Below are 21,427 nucleotides of genomic sequence, written 5' to 3'. Positions count from 1 at the left end.
AGACGACAATGGACGTTCTACAAAATCAAGGTAAAGGTCTCTATTTTCGGGGTTGTAGTCTTACAATGCCCTTACCATCAACACCTACATATAAATAGCCGTCAATTCCCTGCATCAAACTGCGAACACGACCAATATCTTCAAATGCTTTTGCTTGAGAAACTACTTTATCGCCTTTGTAATCAATCACTGAAATGAAGTGGTACTTGAGCGAGCCAACTAATAACTTACCTTTAAGGTCTGGGTATTTTTCTGAAGTAACAAATACCATATCTGATGGTGCAATCGAGGGCGTCCATTGTGTCAGAGGTGGTTCCATACCTTCTTTTTCAGTCAGTTCTGTAAACTTTGTTCCTATGTAGTTAATGCCGTAGCTGACAACAGGCCAGCCATAGTTCACGCCTTTTTTAATAAGATTGATTTCATCGCCACCTCGCGGCCCATGCTCGTGTGACCAAATTGAGCCTGTCTCTGGGTTTACGGCTAAACCTTGAGGGTTTCGATGGCCATAACTGTAGATTGCAGGACTGACGTCTTTTTGATTGATAAATGGATTATCTTTTGGAACGCTACCATCTAGATGAAGGCGATAGATTTTACCTGCATCTTTTGTGAGGTTTTGTGGATTAACATCACGGTTAGCGCGATCACCGACTGAAAAGTACAAGTAGCCTTTATTATCTATAGCGATACGACTACCGAAATGACGGGTGCTGGTAGTATTTCGTCTGGCTTTAAATAAAGTTTTGATATTTTCTAACTGCTGCTTTTCAAGGTTTAATTTCGCTTGAAGTAATGCCGTATTGCTGCCTTTTCTTTCTCCTTGTGGAGAGCTAAAAGTCAGGTAGATAAGATGGTTTTTCTCAAATTGTGGATGAAGTGCCACATCCAACAGACCACCTTGGCCTCTAGCGCTGATGTTAGGTAAACCAGAAATACTTGTTGTTTTACTGCTGCCTTTTTTGACTAGCTTAAGTTTACCGCTTCGTTCTGTAACTAAAATATCCTGGTTCGGAAGTTGAACCATGCCCCAAGGCACTTTGACATCATCAGTGATGGTTACGGTATCAGCTTTCACTGGAATAAATTTCAGCTGCTTATAATCAACGGCTTGGCTTGAAAAAGCGAGTATAGACAATAGCGCAATGGTAAAAGACTTTAGCATTCATTATCCTTATTTTTGTGGCATGTTATCTATTAATTCAATTTATTTTATCAGCTTTACAAGTGACTTAAACCTTTCGTTATTTGCACACTGTTGAAGCTCAAATAAGGCCGACTCAACATTAGTACGAAGTGCTCCCTGTCTTAACATCATTTGTATTCCGTACTCTTTATTTTCTTTGGTACGAGATGAAACCGCATCACTGACAACATGAGTTTGATAACCTTCAAGTTGCATAGCTTTACAGGTCTGGTACACGCAAATATGGCTTTCTATGCCAGCTAATAGCCAATTTTTACAATTTGCAGCTTTAATGGCTTTTTGAAGTTCGTCATTATGCCAACCACTGAAAGTATGCTTCTCTATTGGGCTTAGCTCTGGCGCTAACAGTTGTTTTATATCTGGGCTGGTTTCACCAAGTTTTTCTGGTAATTGCTCAACCCAAATAATAGGGAGTTCAAGCAATTTTGCACCTTGGATCAGAGTCGATAATTGTTGGTGAAGGTGATGAGTGTCATGCATCAAATGGGCGAGCCTACCTTGAACATCAATGATGAGCAGACCAGTATCTTCAGTGGTAATAAAAGGTGTAGCTTGGTTCATGATAAACGTCCTAGTATTGACAATGTGATTCTAAGCTATCACAAAATTTGACCTTTTTATAAATTATATCCAACGCGAAAATGGTTGATTTGTTAACATTTATTCACTCGCCTTTGCTTTATTAAGGGCTTATATTCGCTTAATTAATATCCAATAGAGTGTTATTGATGTTTGAATGTGAACTGACAGAAGTGGACGCTGGTCTGGACCTCACAAACTATACTAGTGAGGTAACTAGAGAAGATTTTCTAGTTGCTGAAGATGGTTCTTCTCAAACAGCACATGATCCAGAAATGGCATTGGTTTTAAATACTTCATCATTAATCAGCTCTACGTTAGCTTACATAAAAACAAACATCAGTGTTGAATCACAAGCCAAGGCAGCCTTAGAGAAAATGAGGCAAAAGACAGCTGAAAGCTCTCAAATGACAGATGTAAGGTTGGCATATTATTCAAAAGTACACTTTTTGTTAAATAACTTTTTAAAAAAGCCCATAGATAATATCTTGCTAAGCAATTGTTTAAAAATGTGGCTGTCTCCAATCAATCTTGCTACAGATGCTGATTATCCCTCCATTGATGACGCTGTTTTATATGCATATAGTCATTCACGACAACAAGCTGAAGCATTAAAGCAAATCAAAGGTAATCTTATTGATGAAGCCGTTCAAGCGCTAATCGAAACTCATTATCCGAAGCTAACCGAAAAAGAGAAAAGGCATTTAAGAGTGGCGGCTTATAAAGCATGCAGGGTGGAATGTTCAGAATCTAAGCCCATGATTATATCTCGTTCCGATGATTCAATTGCCGCTGAAAAAGTTTGTCATCAATGGGCAAGAACTTGGTGTTCACCCTATCAGCAATTACAAAGACTTAATATGATGATGGTTCCTAAACCACAGGGTGAAGGTGCTTTATCGCCAATGGAGATGGTGGTTAATGCTCCTCTGTTTAATCAGTTTCAACATGTACAGGTGGTTGTTACTCAACGAGAGAAACCGCAGGGGCTTGTTATCGCTAAATTGGTTGAGGTGCTTGGCTGTTATTTCATTAAGAAAAATGACCAGCTTAGGCCAATGGCGGTGGAGGATTTAAAGAATTTTGATTTTTCAACGCTATCTCCTCAAGAACTGAGAGCTGATATCGCTGTTCAGCTGGTGAACGGCTTTACTGAATTAGCACAGTTCGAATGTTTTTTTGAGCAGCATGCTTCATTAATTGAATTAGAAGGGCATGCTGGCGCTTATCTCACTTCTGCAGTTCGTGCACGCTTACAGACTCTCGCAAGACAAGGATTGATTAAGTTTGATGTTTTTTATGGTGTGCCAGAATCCCCCTGTCAGCCAGTACTTGAGGCCTTACCAAGGTTAGAGTTACCGAGAATAGTTGGCATTATCAAGTTTAATGAATGCCAAAAGGCCATTAATTCTGTCAAGGTTGATTGGCCTACCTTATCTAACCGAGCGCCAACGTATTTAGAATTCATAACAGACTCAGGTGAACTCAAAAAACGAAAACAGCAGTTGTTTAGAGTGTTTGAGCGTATTTACAATCAAAATGAAAACTCTTCATTGCAAATGCTTGAGCTGCAACGTGTAGATAGCGGATTATCTAAAGAGCTTGTGGAGATGCTTGCTGATTTCTATGCTTCTTGTTTGAACCAAGAGCTGGCAAGAATGAGTACTCCAGAGATGATAAAGGACTGCTTTATGCGCCGTGTTATTCCTATGCAAGGTAACACTGAGCTAATGAATCAAACGTCATCGCAATTATTAGAAAAACTTAAAACATCTATTTTATCAGACCTCAACCAACTGCAAGCCATATTGCAATGGTTAGACATAGAATGTGTTGACTCCATTAAGTCTGAAATCACTAAAATTGTTCAGTCTCAAGTTGTAGCTTTTATCGATAGCGCGAACATTCGGGACGTTTCACAACTATTCGAGTTATTGTCTTTGCTTGTCGAATATCAAGATATGTTGCCTGACTTAATGGCTGTTAAACAAAAAGTAAAAACAGTAATCGATAAATTGGTTACTGAAAATCAAGAGTTACTCAATAAATTAGGTGAAAGGTTGAAGTCTGAGCCAAATATTCAACTGCTAAACTATTTTTCATTGAGTTTTGAGCAACCATCATTAACGGTTGCTCGACTTGAGCGATTAGCAGAACTAGGGGTAACGCCTGCTACCGACACAAGCTATCAAAACATTGAAGTGTTGACGCTGCTTTCTCCAGCTTTTTTCGCTACTTGTAGCCAAGAGGTGAAAGATGCGGCATTGATTTATGCTGCTAAAGAAGCCAATAAAGAATTGATTCAAAAGCTCGTTGAAGCAGGTGCTGACGTTCAAGTGCTTGATGAAGACAAAAACACCTTGCTTCATATTGTGTTGAGTCATGAACACTCTTCAGGTCGTCAAATATCTGCAAGATATGATGCGTTTGTCTATTTGCTCGAATTAGACAAAATTGATGGTTCATCGCTTAATGTTTCAGGGCAAAGCTTGCTATTTCTTGCGCTCAGAATACATGGGATGGATTTTGCTGAAAAAGTTTTACCTATCTGTAAAGCAGTGATAAACAAGAAAACCAATCAAGGAAACTCACCACTTTCAGTTGCCATTTTTAATAGTCAAAAAGACAAGGTGCAGCTTTTGGTAGAAAACGGTGCGAATGTAAAAGATGTGTATAGGTGCCAAAATGGCGTGTGTGTCAGTGCACTTCACTATGCTGCGAGCATCGAGAAAAAAGAAATGATAGAGCTTTTCCTCAATGAGAAATATCAATTATTAGATCATCCATCTTCAGACGGTACCACACCACTATTATTCGCCGCAGAGAATAGCAATTTAGAGTGTTACAAAGCTATTGAAAGGGCTGGAGCGAATAAGAGTTTAAGAAATAAAGCTGGATTTAATTTATTGCTGCAGGCTGCCCAAAGTTCAGATGAAAAAGTGTTCCAACATGTTTGGGATATAGAGAGGATTCACTGGAAAGAAGTCACTAATACAAAAAGGAATGTTTTGGCTGTAGCTATTGCAGCTAAGCAATTACATGCAGTTAAATTGCTGGTTAATAGTGGGCTTTTCGACCCTAGCCAACCCATTGATGGTGAATTACCAGTATTATTTTTTGCGGCTCAATATGGTGACCATACTATCTTAGAATTTTTATGTCAGCGAGTTACGACAACATTAGGTATTAATACTCCGGTCACGATCAATGATTCGCAATTGCAGTGCACTGTATTGGATCTTGCTTGTGAAACGAACAAGGGTTTGCTTAAAAGCCTAGGGGCCAAAACCCAAACTGAGATTGATGCTGAGCAAAGGCAGGCTGAAGCTGAACAACAAAGAGTGAGAGATAAGCTCAAGACACTAGAGTCAACCAAAACTCGTTTAGAGGAGGAGAACCAACAGCTAAAAAAGCAATACGCGCGATTGAACGCGCGCGCTCAATGAGTACAAGCGGTCGATATGTTGATGATTACAGTATTACAGAGACTTTCAGGCAGTCACATCTAATGTTCACTGGGCAAACTTCTTGGTGGGATAATTAAAACTAATCAAAATGCAATTCAATACTAACCTTCATTCATAAATGTTGAAAGACCTGAACCAGTTAGCAAGTTTTAGTTAAAAGGTAAAACTACTCTGTAAATAGTAAGGAAAAAGATTTTGACATCATGTATCTCTAGTTTTACAACACGTTGTAATAGTTTTATAGAGTCTAACCATCAGCTAGCATTATCTCTCACTCAATTAGGTAATTTCCCAAATGGATTTGAAGCCCAAATTGGCATCATTCGCGATCTTTGCGATAGTCAGTGCATAAGTTTGGATACCATTGATCGTGAGTCTCTGCTGAATATGTCGTTAGGCTTGAAGTTTGCTGGTATTTCGACGCTAAGTGAAGCAAGAGAACTTGATCTACAAATTATTCCGCCTGCCCCTATTTTTCATATATGGGTTGCTCATCGTGGAGCATCCTTTTTTAATGGCAGCAATAATCCTAAAGGGCTAGATTATGTATCACGCATCACTGAGCAAGCTGACTTTTTATTAGAATATGACACGCCCTTATTTCTGGTTTATACCGAAAAAGGTATGACTGATGAACAGAAGCAAGAAATGGCTACTCAGTTCGTTTCACACCCAAATATCATGGTGCTTAGCGTCGAAAAACATTTGTCTCATTTGCCCATGGCTTATTCTTACTCTGAGAAGTGCAGTTACGAGAAGGATGGTTTTGGAACTTTTGATATTGATGGATTGAGGGTGTCTGTGTTGATGGATTTTCCCGAAGTATTCGAGGTGCTTGAGCGAGAAGCCGTTAAGCAACATAAAGCCGATTTTGCTGCACGGTTGAAGAGGTTTGGTGGGCAAAGTGTTACTTATCATGACATAGATGACCAATTCATTAAGCGCCCACCATTCTTTTTGGCTAAAGGGGGGATTATGTGTGGGTCGCTATTCGACGGGAGCGAACTTGTTACATTCAGACAACAGGTTAACAAAGATAGAACTTATGATGTTGCGACTGATATTGCTGAATATCAACCTCGTGATGAGACGATCTTGACGGGTTCTCAGCTTGAGAGTTTTCAACAACAAAGAACTCAACTATTACTTGATTTATTTAATACTCAGTTTGAAGCTAACCCATTAACATTCATGTCATATCGAAATTTTTACTCAATGAACCTTAATGCGGTTATGCGAATAAGAACTAAATTACAAGCAGGGGAGAACCCAAAGTTGAGATCGAGTCAGCATGACTATTTAACGTTCGATAAACATGCTTTTTCGCCCTGTTCACGACGTGAATTAATAATGAAATTTCGTAAACTAGAATATATTCAGCAGGTTAACTATACCTATTTTGGTCACAATGATAGCTGGCACTAGCTGTTTTTATTACTAGCGTACATTTTTATAGGCGCAAACGCGATGCCATCGCTTTAGTGTTTGTTATAGTTCCCGCAATAATTTCTGAGCCATAACTTTGATTTTTTCAGAGTTATTAACGTTTGATTTGATATTGTCAGTTATTAATTCTACATAAGACAAAGACGAAATTAGAATCGTTATATTTAAAATTGAATTTATTTCACTCTCATTTCTAAGGTTAGTAAGCGTGCTACCGTCTTTGTATTGTCTTGAAATGCTTTCAATTCCTCCATGAGTGAAGTCATGGAGATTTGTTATTAGAGGTTCTAACCTCATTTGTAGAAAGTTACACTCATTAAATTCAGGAATTATTTTATCGACTTCTTGAATTAGATATTCTAATTTCTTTGGAAAATGCATGGAGGACAGTTCGTTATTTATCTCGCTATCATTAATGCAATTTTTGACCCACATTGCTCTTAAGTAGTTTTCTATAGCAGGTCTAATTAAGGCATACATAGAAGACGTAAGCTGTTCTTTATTTAAGAAAAAAATAGAAATGCAATGTTCAATTGCTGAAGATAGTAAAGGGAGAGTTATGGAGTTTTTTCGATTAAGAGTGTAAGAAAAATCATTAAGATCTTTATTCATTGCCTTGTAATATTCAAGTATTATTTGATTTTGGTTCAAGCTGACCTCTTGAAGCTATGACTGCTTAATTATTAAGGAATCCTTGCTAACCCAAAGATTTTCCATACTTTTACTTATATATTGTTAGGCTACCATGCTATCAGCAAGCATCGGAACTGGAGATGGTATCCAACTTGCAAATTTCAGATAATGGTAAATCATTGAAGGATAAACTTGGCTATTCCCTATAACCTTGCAGGCTACGATATTTCCCCTTTCAAAGTTGTTATTCGTCGTTGGTGAAAAATTGCGTAAGCGCAGCATGGATGCTGAGCTAGATTCCGAGCTACATGGATGTAGCATCGGAAGCGTTAGGTATTTTTTATCATAAGAAGAATAACGCTTAACTTTGTGGGCGGCTCAGGGGATTCAAAAGGGGAAGCAGCTGGAGGCTTCCCCTTTGGACGGTTTGGTACGCAGTACCAAGGTTTTCTAGAATTTCTTAGAAATTCTTACAGTTAACAAAGCCATTAAACTTAAAATGGCACTCTTACCCAACCTTCCATCAAAATACGCGCACTGCGACTCATAATGGCTTCATCTACTTTCCAAGTATCACCATTGAAACTTGCAGCAGCACCAACTTTTAATGTCCCAGATGGATGTCCAAAACGAACGCTTTCACGCTGTCCACCACCTGCGGCTTGGTTAACCAACGTGCCGGGAATCGCAGCTGCGGTACCAATGGCTACCGCAGCCGTCCCCATCATTGCATGGTGTAGCTTACCCATAGACAAAGCGCGAACCAGCAGATCGATATCTTCAGTTAGAATATTCTTACCACTTGAAGCTTTATAGCTTCTTGGTTCGGCAACAAAAGCTATTTTTGGTGTGTGTTGGCGTTGTTCGGCTTCTTTAATGTCAGATATCAATCCCATCTTCATCGCGCCATGAGCTCGAAGAGACTCGAATTTTGCTAACGCTTCAACGTCGTTATTAATGTCATCTTGAAGTTCAGTGCCTGTATAGCCTATGTCTGCAGCATTGACGAAAATCGTTGGAATCCCTGCGTTGATCATAGTGGCGCTGATAGAGCCAAATTCAGGTGTGGTTAACACATCTACTAGGTTACCTGTAGGGAATAAGCTTTCTGAATCATCAACGGGTTTGACAAAGGAAAGCTCAATTTCAGCGGCAGGGAAAGTCACGCCATCCAATTCAAAATCACCCGTTTCTTGTACTTCACCATTAGACATTGGCACTTTAGCGATAATGGTTTTACCAATGTTTTGTTGCCAAATTTTAACCGTGGCAATGCCGTTTTCAGGGAGCTTTTCTTTCGCGACATAACCGCTGTGAATCGCAAATGCACCAACCGCTGATGAAAGGTTTCCACAGTTACCACTCCAGTCGACAAAGGCTTTATCGATGGCCACTTGACCGAACAGATAATTGACATCGTGTTCGTCATCGGTGGCTGGGGAGACGATGACAGTTTTACTGGTGCTTGATGTTGCACCGCCCATACCATCGACTTGTTTGGCATAAGGATCGGGACTGCCGATCACTCGCAGTAATAATCGATCTCTATCTTCACCTGCTTGCTGTGCGGCTTGAGGTAAGTCTTCTAAACGAAAGAAAACGCCTTTACTGGTGCCCCCACGCATATAAGTGGCAGGAACTTTAATTTGTGGAGCAAATGTCATCTTGTATATTACCTAGGTTCTAAAATTTAGAATGTTTTTGCTTCGTCTCACCTGCGAAAGCAGGTGCCTAGTGACTTTGGGTAAAGACACTGGATGCCTGCCTTCGCAGGCATGACGAGAATGTTTATTTTGAGTCAACCATTACTATGGGCTGTTGTCTTACCGCACTTTTACTTTTATCTATATCACAGGCAGTTTTAGTATTAGTTGTTCAGAACACAGTTGAAAGCAGATGATGAATAAGCTGACCATCCGAGGCATGGATGCCGAGGTTGAGCGCCCATGGATGGGTTCACAGCGTGTCAGCGTTTCATTGTCTGCTTTTTCTCGTCTAAATCGGCTTTATTCAGCATTCGCTTCTAAAAAGTCCTGAGCAAAGCGTTGTAGTACACCACCTGCACTGTAGACTGAAACTTCTTCTGCGGTATCTAAGCGACAAATCACAGGCACTGTAACGGTTTCACCATTTCTACGAGTGATGTGCAACATCAATTCAGCGCGAGGTGCAGGTGTTCCTTCAACATCGTAAGTTTCACTGCCATCCAACTCTAGAACGTTACGGTTCATACCTTGACGGAACTCTAATGGTAAAACACCCATACCTACTAGGTTCGTACGATGAATGCGCTCAAACCCTTCGGCAACAATGGCTTCTACACCCGCTAAACGAACCCCTTTGGCCGCCCAATCACGAGAGGAACCTTGACCATAATCCGCTCCGGCGACAATGATCAGGTTTTGTCTGCGATCCATGTAGGTTTCAATCGCTTCCCACATTCGAGTTTGTTGGCCTTCTGGCTCAATTCGAGCCACTGATCCCTGAACGATTTCGCCTTTATCATCAAGGCACATTTCATTCAAAAGCTTAGGATTAGCAAAAGTCGCACGTTGCGCGGTTAAGTGATCGCCACGGTGAGTCGCATAAGAGTTAAAGTCTTCTTCTGGCAGACCCATTTTCGCCAAGTATTCACCCGCGGCACTGCTGGCAAGGATCGCATTAGAAGGTGATAGATGATCGGTAGTAATGTTGTCACCTAATACGGCTAATGGACGCATGCCTTTTAAGGTACGCTCTCCTGCCAATGCGCCTTCCCAATATGGAGGGCGACGAATGTATGTCGATTGTGGTCGCCAGTCATATAACGGGCTAGGAGCTTGTTCTGCTTCGCCTAGATCAAACATCTTAATGTAAATTTGTTTGAACTGTTCAGGTTTTACGGCACTGCCTACGACTGCATCGATCTCTTCATCACTCGGCCACAGATCTTTAAGGGTGATCGGGTTGCCGTGTTGATCGTGTCCTAAAATATCTTGTTCGATATCAAAACGAATCGTCCCTGCAATGGCATAGGCAATGACAAGTGGAGGTGATGCTAAAAAGGCCTGTTTCGCATAAGGGTGAATACGACCATCGAAGTTACGGTTACCAGAAAGTACCGCTGTTGAATAAAGATCGCGATCGATGATCTCTTGTTGGATTTTTGGATCAAGTGCGCCACTCATACCGTTACAAGTGGTACAAGCATAACCGACAATACCAAAGCCAAGCTTTTCAAGTTCGCTCAATAAGCCTGCTTCTTCAAGATACAGTTTGGCCACTTTTGAACCCGGAGCAAACGAGGTTTTTACCCAAGGCTTACGCATTAATCCAAGTTCATTGGCTTTTTTGGCTAGCAAAGCTGCGGCAACCACGTTACGAGGATTCGACGTGTTAGTACAAGAAGTAATAGCTGCGATGATCACTGCACCGTCAGGCATTAAATCGCCTTCTTGCTTCCATTCTGTCGCAATGCCACGGTCGGCAAGATCAGACGTTGGTAAGCGGCGATGTGGGTTTGACGGTCCTGCCATATTGCGACCAACACTGGATAAATCAAATTCAAGTACACGCTCGTATTGAGCCTCAACCATATCGTCAGCCCACAAACCTGTGGTCTTAGCGTAGTGTTCAACAAGTGCTACTTGTTCTGGCTCACGACCCGTCAGCTTTAGATAATCAATGGTTTGTTCATCAATGTAGAACATACCAGCAGAAGCACCGAATTCAGGCGTCATGTTAGAGATCGTGGCTCTGTCACCAATAGCTAATGAACGAGCGCCTGCGCCAAAGAATTCAAGGTAAGCTGAGACTACGCGTTGTTCGCGTAAGAATTCAGTAAGCGCAAGAACGATATCAGTAGCGGTAATACCCGGTTGGCGTTGACCAACTAATTTAACGCCGACAATATCAGGAAGGCGCATCATCGATGGGCGACCTAGCATGACAGTTTCTGCTTCAAGACCACCAACACCTAATGCAATAACCCCAAGTGCATCAACATGAGGCGTATGACTGTCCGTACCTACGCAAGTATCTGGGAACGCAACACCTTCACGAGCTTGAATGACAGGCGACATTTTTTCCAGATTGATCTGGTGCATAATGCCGTTCCCTGCTGGGATCACATCCACATTTTTAAACGCGGTTTTTGTCCATTCGATGAAATGAAAGCGATCTTCGTTACGTCTGTCTTCAATGGCGCGGTTTTTATCAAAGGCTTCAGGATCAAATCCCGGAGCTTCGACAGCCAGAGAATGATCAACAATCAATTGGGTTGGAACAACAGGGTTAACTAACGCTGGATCGCCCCCTTTTTCGGCAATGGCATCACGCAGACCGGCCAAATCAACCAGTGCGGTTTGACCCAGAATATCGTGGCAAACCACACGAGCAGGATACCAAGGAAAGTCTAAATCTTGTTTGCGCTCGATAAGTTGGTTTAAGGAGTCGGTTAGAGTTTCAGGACTACAGCGACGAACTAATTGTTCAGCAAGAATTTTAGAGGTGTAGGGTAAGTGCTTGTAGCTATCTGGCTTAATGGCATCAACCGCAGCTTGAGTATCAAAATAGTCGAGCTGAGTACCAGCAAGCGCTTTACGGTATTGAGAATTCATAGATCTTTCCACAACATTGCATAAGAATGTGGCTGGTCAGACACGGGAAACCATCTGCCAGCCACGGGATTGGAACGCGGTGTTAACTCATTGGCGAATTATTTTTAGTTTTAACAAGGAGCAATAGTGTGAACGTCAACAGAAGCGCACATCCATGTGCTGACGACCGTGACGTCTTGTCACGGACGGTTGCCTTATCACACTATTATTCCTGCCTGTGTTATCGATATATTTTCAATAATTCATCTATAGGTTGTTTTTATCTTTCCGCAATTGGTTTAACTGTACGTGGTTCTTCACCAACATAATCCGCACTTGGACGAATAATGCGGTTATTAGAACGTTGCTCCATTACGTGTGCAGCCCAACCTGTTAGACGTGAACACACGAAAATCGGTGTGAACAGCTTGGTTGGAATACCCATGTAGTGGTATGCACTAGCGTGGAAGAAGTCAGCGTTACAGAAGAGTTTTTTCTGCTCCCACATGACAGATTCACATTCAACAGACACTTTGTATAGGCGATCATCACCAAAGTCGTCAGCCAATTTAGCAGACCAGCCTTTAATGATAGCGTTGCGAGGATCTGACTCACGGTAGATTGCATGACCAAATCCCATGATCTTTTCTTTACGTTCAAGCATACCCATTAGGGTATCGCGAGCGTGTTGTTCGTCTTTCAGATCTTCAATCAGCTCCATTGCGGCTTCGTTGGCACCACCATGCAGTGGACCGCGCAGTGAACCAATCGCACCAGTAATACAAGAGTGCATATCAGAAAGGGTTGAGGCACATACACGAGCAGTAAAGGTTGACGCATTAAATTCATGCTCAGCGTATAAGATCAGAGATGAATCCATTACTTTTGCGTGAAGATCGCTTGGCTTTTTGCCGTGTAGTAGGTGTAAGAAATGCGCGCCGATATGTTCATCATCGGTTTCAGTCTCAATGCGAACACCGTCGTGGCTATAGCGATACCAGTAACAAATGATAGATGGGAACGCAGCGAGTAAACGATCAGCAACATCACCTTGCTCGTCAAAGCTGTTTTCCATTTCTAGGTTACCTAGCATTGAACAACCAGTACGCATTACGTCCATTGGGTGTGCAGAGGCTGGAATACGCTCTAGGACTTCTTTTAGTGCTTGAGGCAAGCCGCGATTCGCTTTGATTTTTACTCGATATTCATCCAATTGAGCTTGGTTAGGCAGTTCGCCTTTTAAAATAAGGTATGCAACTTCTTCAAAGCTAACATTGTCTGCTAAGTCTTTTAAGTCGTAACCACGGTAGGTTAAGCCTGAGCCAGATTTTCCAACTGTACTGAGTGCGGTTTCACCAGCGCTTTGACCACGAAGTCCTGCGCCACTTAGTTTTTTATCTACCATTGCAAATGCCCTTTAATGTTAATTTATGTTCTATCCTGACCGTCTTTTATGACAATTCTTGTTGTGGTTATTTTGTCACTCCTGCGAAGGCAGGAGTCTAGTGACTTTATAAGGCTTGACTCAAGGCACTGGATGCCTGTTTTCACAGGCATGACGTCAAAAATGATTATATAAAAATCAGCCTGTTACTTATCTGAACTGAACAGTTCATCTAATTTGGTTTCAAAGTCGTGATAACCAAGGTGCTCGTATAGGTCAGCACGCGTTTGCATGGTGTCGACAACATTACGTTGATGACCATCATTCATCAGTGCTTGCATCACATTTAATGCGGCTTGGTTGGCTGCGCGGAAAGTACTGAGTGGGTAAAGCACCATATCAGCACCCGCTTCGGCTAATTCGTCTTTACTGAACAACTGAGTCTTACCGAATTCGGTCATATTCGCCAGAATCGGAGCATTAACCGCTGCTTTAAATTGACGATATTGATCAAGCTCTGTCAGCGCTTCAGCAAAAATCATGTCAGCACCCGCTTCTAAATAGGCTTGTGCGCGTTCGATACCAGACTCAAGACCTTCAACGGCTACGGCATCGGTGCGAGCCATGATCACAAAGTTTTCATCGGTACGAGCATCAACTGCAGCTTTAATGCGATCGACCATTTCTTCGGTGCTCACAACGGCTTTATTAGGACGGTGACCACAACGCTTTTGTGCGACTTGATCTTCCATGTGAACCGCAGCTACACCTGCTTTTTCAAACTCTTTAATGGTGCGAGCAATGTTAAATGCGCCGCCCCAACCTGTATCAATATCGACAAGCAAAGGTAAGTCAGTTGCTGAAGTAATACGGCTGGCATCGGTAACGACATCGTTCATTGATGTCATACCTAAGTCTGGTAAACCGTAAGAAGCGTTAGCGACACCAGCGCCAGAAAGATATAAGGCTTTAAAGCCTGTGTGCTCAGCCATCAAGGCAAAATAGGCGTTGGTGGTTCCTACAATTTGTAGAGGGTTTGAGTTAGCTAAGGCATGACGAAAACGGAATCCGGCACTGGTCTTCATGAAATGATTTCCTTCTGGCTGTAGGGTGTAAGGAGAGAATCTTGAGCTTGTTGCTGCTCAATTAATTTTTGTTCGGTATTACGACGACCACGTTCAATGTGGCGACGCATTAACAAGCTTGCGAGTTCACCATCACCAGCAGCAATGGCTTCAAAGATTTGTCTGTGTTCTTTAATCGCAAGCTCAGGGCGTTTTTTTCCACGGCATTGATAGCGATACATACGGATAAGGTGATAAACACCCGCGATCAAGGTTTCTTGTAAATATCGATTACCGCAGGCTTGAATGATTTGATAGTGAAAGTCGATATCACTCATAAACAAAAATTCGTCGTCACCTTTATCTAAGGCTTGTTGTTGACGAGCTAACAGATCTTGCATTTGATCGAGTTGAGTTTGAGTGATGTTGTGAGCGGTAAGCTCACAGGCTGTGGCTTCTAATACGCTTCGAAGTTGGTAAAGCTCATTAAGTTCGCTGACGGATAGCTTAGCGACTCTGGCACCGACATGAGGAATTCGAACAACTAGCCTTTGACGTTCAAGGGCCTGCAAGGCTTCACGGGTAGGGCCACGACTGATCCCGTACTTCTGTGCAATAGTTTGTTCGTTAATCTTACTGCCTGCCTCAATCTCACCCGTGATGATGCTATTTTGAATTCTCGTCAAAATTTGATCAGCTAGAGTGAGTGACTTTTCGGTCATAGTGGCATGATTCCTAAACAAATCGTTCAATTAAGATGCAATTACAATATTGATTATAGCTTGGATTGTCAACAATAAGTTTACGTTAACGTTAGGCTTGTATGTTTGGTTATATATTTTCCGTGATTTTTAAGGGGCTCTTATAAGGTTTTTACTTGGGATACTTATGGATTGTAGACAATGCGTGAAATGCAATATTAACTGCAATTAACGCTGGCTATGATAGAAATGGGGTTAATATTGTCAACAACCGTGAGCATAGTATTGATCAAGCCATGACAGTAGCGAGCACAGGAAGAATTGACAGTTCGATGGTGCAGCAATATCCCATTGAGCGAAAGTCAGTCTGTCAAAGTTATAAAGCACAAAATAAATTAGGTGGTAATTCTGCATTTTTCACTTGGCACAGTAACTCGAAAGTCATTACTGAGCTAGCTGATGTGATTTTACAAGAAGTAAGAATCAATAGGCTTGAGAATATATACTGGCGACACTTGGGATCTAATATTATGAGTATGGCTTTATCAAAGTAGATGAGTTGACTCAAAAAGAATTATTAGAAAGAGTTCTGGAAAGTGGTGGCACTTGCCTGTAACTCAATCTCATAAAGGGGTTGAGAGGTGCAATGTCTTGTTAGTGTGCCTAGGGGGCATTGAACCAAAACTAAAACAAGGGTTGGAATTAAGTTATCAATTCAGAGCTATTAATTTTAGGCAAAATTCTTAGAAAGAAATTGAGATGAAAGGTGCGAATATAACAGTGTTATATTCGCACCCTAAATGTGGTTTACAATTAAATAAAAGGACGCTTTACTTAAAATTTAGACCATTGTTGGTTTGCACCACCATGGTGCTGGTATAAAGATACATTCGAGCCATTGTCAACACCATTGGTATGAATGGCAAGATTTTTGTTGAAACGGACTCTAATGGTTCCACCAACAAAATCAAACTGTTGACGGCGAATATCATGATGTTCAAGTGAGTGGCAGTCATGAATAACTAAGTTACCGTTATTAAATAAGTTATTTTGTGTATCTAAGCACTTATTACCAACGACATTTCTAATTTGTCCTGTATGGAAATTATAATGCCAACGCTGTGCAATAGATTGATTGCATTGGTAGAGTTGTATATTGTTACCATTGTGGTATTGAGCACCACTAACATCCATACACTTACCTGAACGTTTATCTTTTAAGCTAAAGCCTTGACTCATTTGACGGTTTAATGAGATTACTTGGTTATGAACTTGCAAGTGTAACTCTCGTAAAGAATCCACTTTTCTTACAAGGTAATTTTTTTGCTCAGTTAAGTCATTATTTTTAATGGTAAGTTGATTAACCTTACCGATTTTCAGATTCTTTTCAGTTTGCTCTTGTGCTAAAGATGACTGTAAGTTTTGTTTTTCAACCAGCAAGGTACTCTTTTCATTTTCTAAGGTGGATTTCGCATCCTTAAGAAAAGCGATCTCTTTAACCTGACTAACACCTTCAACTTTTGTGAGCACTGGTGTGTCTTCTAATACGTCATCAAATAAACCGATAGAAGCACTGTATTCTGCATTGCCAGAGGCTTTAAAGGGGAAGAATCTACCATCATTGTCAACAAGTGCTGGTGCCAGCTCTTTAGCTTCATTGGCTGGGTTGCTGAGTTCTCTTTCGATGTATCGAGCACTGCCGACTTCCATGTCAGGGAGCATATATAACCAATCTGAACGTGCCCCTTCAATAAAGCTACTATCCATGACAGGGTTGACGGTAGCAAAAAGCTCGTCTGTATTATGAACTGTGCTAGGTAAGTTTGCCGTAAACTCAAAAAAGAAAAGACGGATATTACTACGGGTTGCCGACACACTTTGTACTATATGTGTTTCAGCAGGCTGCTCTGTGAGTGTATCTGTACTTGGAGTATTAACAACCCAGCTTTGCAAGTACTTTACCTTAGGTTTACCAATAAATTCAGCAGCTTCTACAAGTGTAGGTAAGTCAGAATTATTTTGGTCTTTAGCATCTCGTTGGGATCTTAGTTTGATTTGAAAATCTAAATTTTTGAATTTTTCTAAGTTGGTTAAACCTTCAAGAAAAACGCGTTCGTGATCGTTTGGTATTTTTTGAGTGGTTCGATAAATGCCGTACCATTTTATCGATTTCAACTCAGAAGAATGTTGGTGAGAAACGTCATACCTTGCCCATAATGGTCGTTCTACTGAAGATCTCATTGGTACTAGCGATGAAGCCAAAGCCCCAGCATGACTTTGTGCAGTATATTGCTCAAGACCTGTAAAATGCTTGAAATATGAAATTTCACCAGCATAACTACTCAATGGAGTAGATAATATTAATCCAATACTTAAACTGATTTTTTTTATTGATTTATTTAACATATATACCCCATGAGTATTAAGGAATGCTATTAATTAGTTTTCTAATATAAACACAGATTAAGATAATTTAATTTAAATGAAAAATTCAATGATAGTATTTATTTTTTGAAATAAATATTGAATAGGATTTTAATTTAAAGTTATCGGTCTTTTGGTTTATTTGTTGATTATAAGTTAAACACTACGTTAAAGAACTCTTACCAGAGCTATAGCTCTATTGAATTTATTTTTTATGATTTTATGAAAGGCAGTTTGATTCTGTTTTTTTAGAGTGTTTACGTTATATTTAAATAACAAGTAAATACTCAGTCTTTGTATTTTTTATATTGTTTATCTTTAAATGTTAATCAGTTTTTTACTCTGCTTTAATCTCTTCTGGTTTAATTCCTTACCCCTCGGATTGAATTAACTTTATGTTTTTGAAGTGTAGTTGTTGTCATACCTGCGAAGGCAGGTATCCAGAGACTTTCTCTAAACAAGATAAAGGCGCTAGACCCCAGCCTTCGCTGGAGTGGCGATAAGATTAAACGCTGTCTCGCCCCTCTAGGGTGGAGTGATTCATTATTTGCTCTATTTGCTGATCTTTCTTTTCCCAGATACCGTTTAGCCAGCGTTGAAACTCTACGCGATATTCACTATCACTCACGTATTTTGCATGGTTAACTTCTGGCACTGGTAAGACTTCAACCCTAATAATGACTTTTTTTAGTCTGCCACTCATGGCTGTTTTTAAGACATCTTTTTCCGCATCAGGATATACCAGTGTCATATTTAGAACATGACTAAACTGATCTCCCATGGCTGAAAGTGCAAATGCGGCTCCACCCGCTTTTGGGCGAAGTAAATGCTTGTAAGGTGAGTTTTGTCGTTTTTGTTTTTCTGGTGTGAAACGGCTGCCTTCACAATAATTCATAATGGAAGTTGGAAGATTTTTAAACTTCTCACAAGAGCGTTTGGTGGTTTCGAAGTCTTTACCGCGAAGCGCTGGGTTTTTCTTTAGTTTAGCCGGGCTGGTTCGGTTCATAAATGGCATATTTAGTGCCCAGCAGGCTATTCCCATTAAGGGCACATAGAGCAGTTCTTTTTTCAAAAAAAACTTCAACATGGGGATATTGTTACGGAGTGCGTAGGTTTGGGCTGCAATATCAAAACCACTGATGTGATTACTTATCACTAAATACCATGACTCTTTATCAAGGTTTTCTAAACCTTGAATATCCCATTCAATGTTCGAAGTAAGCTTTAAAATTACACCATTACCGCATACCCAACACCACATGAGTTTATCCATTAACTTGCCGAGAGTAATTTGGACGGATTTGATAGGAAGCAATAGCTTAAATATACCACCAGTAAAAATGGTTGCTGACCAGAAACCTGTGTTTATGATCAACAATAAGCTACTTAACAAAAATAAAATTGGGGAAGGAAGAAAACGAAACATAATGACGACTAACTCTCTTTTGATGATGTTTTTAATTGATGTAAAATTTTATCTTTTCGCTCCCATTTTTGGCTGAGCTGCTGTTGAAAACTTTGTTTAAATTGTCTGTCGTTGGCGTAATCACCAATCAGGCTTTGGTCAATATCGGACACTTCGATATGGACCTTAACATCTTGCATCTGCCCACTGATAAACTGCCAAAAACTTGGAATGCCTTCTGGATAGTGAATTGTGACATCAATCATTTTATTCATGCAACCTTCCATGCTGGAAAGTGCGAAGGCTAACCCACCGGCTTTTGGTCTTAATAAATGTTGATAAGGTGAGTTTTGCTGTTGATGCTTCTCTGGCGTATAGCGTGTGCCTTCAACAAAGTTCATGATGCTCACAGGTTTGTGTTTAAACTTTTCACAGGCTTTACGCGTTACTTCAATATCTTTGCCTTTAAGCTTTGGATTTTTGCGTATTTGAGCACTGGTATAGCGGCGCATAAACGGAAAATCTAAGGCCCACCATGCTAGGCCTAATACAGGCACGTAAATCAGCTCTTTTTTGAGAAAAAATTTAATGAATGGAATTTTGCGATTAAATACTCGTTGTAATATCAGAATATCAACCCATGATTGATGGTTAGCGGTGATCATATACCATTCATTTTTTTGAAATTTTTGTGTACCAGAAATTTCAACCTGAACTGAGTGAAATAGGCGTTCGATAAACCCATTTACTGTGATCCAACCCGAAGCACAATGGTCGAGTATGTAATTGCCCAAGGTTTGTGAAGCTTTCAAGGGAATTAGCTTAAATAGCCCAAAAATGATAATGGGACACATCCAAAAAAAGGTGTTAATAACGTAACAGCTAAAAGCTATTGAACCTCGAATAATTGGCACAGACTTTACTCTTAATTTTAAAAAGGACTATCTTAACCGTTATACATCACCCAATAAAGGTATGCTGCTCTGGTTGGAGGTTTTGAGTATTTACTATTGTTGATTCAAACGTGCCAGTAACTTATCCATGGCTCGATAACCTAGGGCTTGAGCAAGATGACTGCGACTGACGTTTTGCTCCCCTTGAAGATCTGCAATGGTTCTTGCGACCCGCTGAAGGCGATGATAGCTACGAACTGACAAGCCTAGTTTGTTGACGCTGTTTTCTAAAAACACCAAATCATCGTTGTTAAAGCCACCGGTTTGCTTTAATAGCTTGCCTGAAAGTTGACTATTAAGTACTCCAGCTCGTGACAACTGTGTTTCCCTAGCGTTGAGCACTCGCTTGGCTATGTCTGCGCTGGTTTCATTGTTGGTAGGAACTTGGGTTAAAGTGCCTTTTGGCAATTTAGGTACATCGATGGTGAGATCAAAACGATCTATAAATGGGCCAGATAATCGACCAAGATAACGTTTTATTTCATTGAGTGAGGCTCGACTGTTGCCCTCGGCATCACCACAAGGGCTTGGATTAAGCGCGGCAATAAGTTGAAAACGGCTGGAGAATTTAAGTTTGGCTGCAGCGCGAGAGATAATAACTTCTCCGGTTTCCATTGGCTCACGTAAGCAGTCGAGCACTTTTCTTGGAAACTCGGCCACTTCGTCTAAAAATAAGATACCACGATGGGCTAATGAGATCTCACCGGGTTTTGGCACGCTTCCACCGCCAACCAATGAGATAGAAGAACTGGTGTGATGTGGCGAACGAAATGGACGTTGAAAAAACTGCTTTGGTGATAAATGCATCCCAGCCACAGAGTGAATGGCGGCAACTTCCAAGGCTTCTTCATAGTTCATCTGAGGTAATAACGACATGATACGACTGGCAAGCATAGTCTTACCTGTTCCTGGAGGACCAAGCATCAGAAGGTTATGACCTCCAGCAGCCGTAATTTCTAATGCTTGCTTGGCTTGATATTGACCGATCACTTCACTTAAACAAACTTGGCTCGTTACTTCATCATTATCTGATAACCATTCTGCGCCGTTTTCTATTCCCGGTAGCGGTTGTTGACCGTGAAGGTAAGCCGATATTTGACTCAGATGGTTGGCAAATTTGACTTTCTGGTAATCGACTAACTCTGCTTCATGTCGATTGTTTTGTGGCATTATCAGAGTATGATTACAGTCCTTCACGGAAATTATGGCGGGTAAAATACCCGTGCAGGCTTGGACTTGACCTGATAAAGCTAATTCTCCAATAAATTCATGATCTTTTAAACTTTGTGGAGGAATTTGGTTTGATGCCGCTAAAATACCAATAGCGATAGGGAGATCGTAACGCCCACCTTGTTTAGGAAGATCAGCGGGGGCAAGGTTTACGGTGATCCTTTGCATCGGAAACTCAAAGCCTGAGTTTATTAGTGCGCTTCGAACTCGCTCTTTGGCTTCCCTTACTGAGGTTTCAGGCAAACCTACCAAATTAAATGCGGGTAATCCGTTACTTAAATGTACTTCTACCGTCACCGCAGGCGCTTCTACTCCACAACTGGCTCGCGTATGAACACAGGCGATCGCCATAACATA

15 protein-coding genes are annotated in these 21,427 nt (G+C 40.9%); 3 read left to right on the top strand and 12 right to left on the bottom strand.

What is annotated here, in order from left to right; genetic code table 11:
- Positions 1–40: 40 nt before the first annotated feature.
- Both AC1EU0_RS02160 and AC1EU0_RS02155 read right to left on the bottom strand, forming a co-directional pair.
- Positions 41–1,165 (bottom strand): PQQ-dependent sugar dehydrogenase, encoded by a 1,125-nt coding sequence (locus AC1EU0_RS02160; protein WP_480300244.1) that lies wholly within the window; start codon positions 1,163–1,165, stop codon positions 41–43.
- A 42-nt stretch (positions 1,166–1,207) separates the two neighbouring features.
- Positions 1,208–1,768 (bottom strand): isochorismatase family protein, encoded by a 561-nt coding sequence (locus AC1EU0_RS02155; protein ID WP_480300243.1) that lies wholly within the window; start codon positions 1,766–1,768, stop codon positions 1,208–1,210.
- A 167-nt stretch (positions 1,769–1,935) separates the two neighbouring features.
- Between AC1EU0_RS02155 and AC1EU0_RS02150 the strand changes: the two genes are divergently transcribed.
- A complete protein-coding gene (locus AC1EU0_RS02150) occupies positions 1,936–5,232 on the top strand; it encodes an ankyrin repeat domain-containing protein (RefSeq protein ID WP_480300242.1) in 3,297 nt (1,098 codons plus the stop codon).
- A 216-nt stretch (positions 5,233–5,448) separates the two neighbouring features.
- Positions 5,449–6,678 carry a hypothetical protein gene (locus AC1EU0_RS02145; RefSeq protein ID WP_480300241.1) on the top strand — a complete coding sequence of 410 codons (1,230 nt, stop codon included), beginning with the start codon at positions 5,449–5,451 and terminating at the stop codon, positions 6,676–6,678.
- 63 nt (positions 6,679–6,741) lie between these two features.
- Here AC1EU0_RS02145 and AC1EU0_RS02140 read toward each other — a convergent pair whose 3' ends face one another.
- From AC1EU0_RS02140 to AC1EU0_RS02115, 6 genes are all read right to left on the bottom strand, one after another.
- Positions 6,742–7,350 carry a DUF6988 family protein gene (locus AC1EU0_RS02140; RefSeq protein WP_480300239.1) on the bottom strand — a complete coding sequence of 203 codons (609 nt, stop codon included), beginning with the start codon at positions 7,348–7,350 and terminating at the stop codon, positions 6,742–6,744.
- A gap of 476 nt (positions 7,351–7,826) precedes the next feature.
- Entirely contained in the window at positions 7,827–8,996 is a 1,170-nt protein-coding gene (prpF, locus tag AC1EU0_RS02135) for a 2-methylaconitate cis-trans isomerase PrpF (RefSeq protein WP_480300238.1), read from the bottom strand.
- Between the two features lie 342 nt (positions 8,997–9,338).
- Positions 9,339–11,930 (bottom strand): Fe/S-dependent 2-methylisocitrate dehydratase AcnD, encoded by a 2,592-nt coding sequence (gene acnD, locus AC1EU0_RS02130; protein ID WP_480300236.1) that lies wholly within the window; start codon positions 11,928–11,930, stop codon positions 9,339–9,341.
- A 259-nt stretch (positions 11,931–12,189) separates the two neighbouring features.
- A complete protein-coding gene (gene prpC / locus AC1EU0_RS02125; RefSeq protein WP_480300235.1) occupies positions 12,190–13,314 on the bottom strand; it encodes a bifunctional 2-methylcitrate synthase/citrate synthase in 1,125 nt (374 codons plus the stop codon).
- A 185-nt stretch (positions 13,315–13,499) separates the two neighbouring features.
- Positions 13,500–14,378, bottom strand: coding sequence for a methylisocitrate lyase (prpB, locus tag AC1EU0_RS02120; protein WP_480300234.1), 879 nt, complete (start codon positions 14,376–14,378; stop codon positions 13,500–13,502).
- On the bottom strand, positions 14,375–15,079 hold the full coding sequence (locus tag AC1EU0_RS02115) for a GntR family transcriptional regulator (RefSeq protein WP_480300233.1): 705 nt from the start codon (positions 15,077–15,079) through the stop codon (positions 14,375–14,377). The genes prpB and AC1EU0_RS02115 overlap by 4 nt, the downstream gene beginning before the upstream one ends.
- Positions 15,080–15,354: 275 nt before the next feature.
- Between AC1EU0_RS02115 and AC1EU0_RS02110 the strand changes: the two genes are divergently transcribed.
- The gene (locus AC1EU0_RS02110; protein WP_480300232.1) at positions 15,355–15,612 is read left to right on the top strand and encodes a hypothetical protein; all 258 of its coding nucleotides are present in this window, start codon (positions 15,355–15,357) and stop codon (positions 15,610–15,612) included.
- Between the two features lie 280 nt (positions 15,613–15,892).
- Here AC1EU0_RS02110 and AC1EU0_RS02105 read toward each other — a convergent pair whose 3' ends face one another.
- From AC1EU0_RS02105 to AC1EU0_RS02090, 4 genes are all read right to left on the bottom strand, one after another.
- Positions 15,893–17,464, bottom strand: a complete 1,572-nt coding sequence (locus AC1EU0_RS02105) for a ricin-type beta-trefoil lectin domain protein (protein ID WP_480300231.1) — start codon at positions 17,462–17,464, stop codon at positions 15,893–15,895.
- A 523-nt stretch (positions 17,465–17,987) separates the two neighbouring features.
- On the bottom strand, positions 17,988–18,908 hold the full coding sequence (locus AC1EU0_RS02100; protein ID WP_480300230.1) for an acyltransferase: 921 nt from the start codon (positions 18,906–18,908) through the stop codon (positions 17,988–17,990).
- 8 nt (positions 18,909–18,916) lie between these two features.
- Positions 18,917–19,801, bottom strand: coding sequence for an acyltransferase (locus tag AC1EU0_RS02095; RefSeq protein WP_480300229.1), 885 nt, complete (start codon positions 19,799–19,801; stop codon positions 18,917–18,919).
- Positions 19,802–19,894: 93 nt separating this feature from the next.
- On the bottom strand, positions 19,895–21,421 hold the full coding sequence (locus tag AC1EU0_RS02090; RefSeq protein ID WP_480300228.1) for a YifB family Mg chelatase-like AAA ATPase: 1,527 nt from the start codon (positions 21,419–21,421) through the stop codon (positions 19,895–19,897).
- Between the last annotated feature and the right edge of the window lie 6 nt (positions 21,422–21,427).

The sequence above is a fragment of the Parashewanella sp. 2210YD4-3 genome (assembly GCF_056591735.1).
Note: the sequence above shows the minus strand (reverse complement) of the source record. Positions and strands in the feature narration are given on the sequence as shown.

What these genes read in the sequence shown, in the direction of transcription:
- AC1EU0_RS02090 (WP_480300228.1), bottom strand. Translation starts at nt 21,421, where the DNA reads ATGGCGATCGCCTGTGTTCATACGCGAGCCAGTTGTGGAGTAGAAGCG.
- AC1EU0_RS02100 (WP_480300230.1), bottom strand. Translation starts at nt 18,908, where the DNA reads ATGTTTCGTTTTCTTCCTTCCCCAATTTTATTTTTGTTAAGTAGCTTA.
- AC1EU0_RS02105 (WP_480300231.1), bottom strand. Translation starts at nt 17,464, where the DNA reads ATGTTAAATAAATCAATAAAAAAAATCAGTTTAAGTATTGGATTAATA.
- prpC (WP_480300235.1), bottom strand. Translation starts at nt 13,314, where the DNA reads ATGGTAGATAAAAAACTAAGTGGCGCAGGACTTCGTGGTCAAAGCGCT.
- AC1EU0_RS02110 (WP_480300232.1), top strand. Translation starts at nt 15,355, where the DNA reads ATGACAGTAGCGAGCACAGGAAGAATTGACAGTTCGATGGTGCAGCAA.
- acnD (WP_480300236.1), bottom strand. Translation starts at nt 11,930, where the DNA reads ATGAATTCTCAATACCGTAAAGCGCTTGCTGGTACTCAGCTCGACTAT.
- prpF (WP_480300238.1), bottom strand. Translation starts at nt 8,996, where the DNA reads ATGACATTTGCTCCACAAATTAAAGTTCCTGCCACTTATATGCGTGGG.
- AC1EU0_RS02150 (WP_480300242.1), top strand. Translation starts at nt 1,936, where the DNA reads ATGTTTGAATGTGAACTGACAGAAGTGGACGCTGGTCTGGACCTCACA.
- AC1EU0_RS02155 (WP_480300243.1), bottom strand. Translation starts at nt 1,768, where the DNA reads ATGAACCAAGCTACACCTTTTATTACCACTGAAGATACTGGTCTGCTC.
- prpB (WP_480300234.1), bottom strand. Translation starts at nt 14,378, where the DNA reads ATGAAGACCAGTGCCGGATTCCGTTTTCGTCATGCCTTAGCTAACTCA.
- AC1EU0_RS02115 (WP_480300233.1), bottom strand. Translation starts at nt 15,079, where the DNA reads ATGACCGAAAAGTCACTCACTCTAGCTGATCAAATTTTGACGAGAATT.
- AC1EU0_RS02160 (WP_480300244.1), bottom strand. Translation starts at nt 1,165, where the DNA reads ATGCTAAAGTCTTTTACCATTGCGCTATTGTCTATACTCGCTTTTTCA.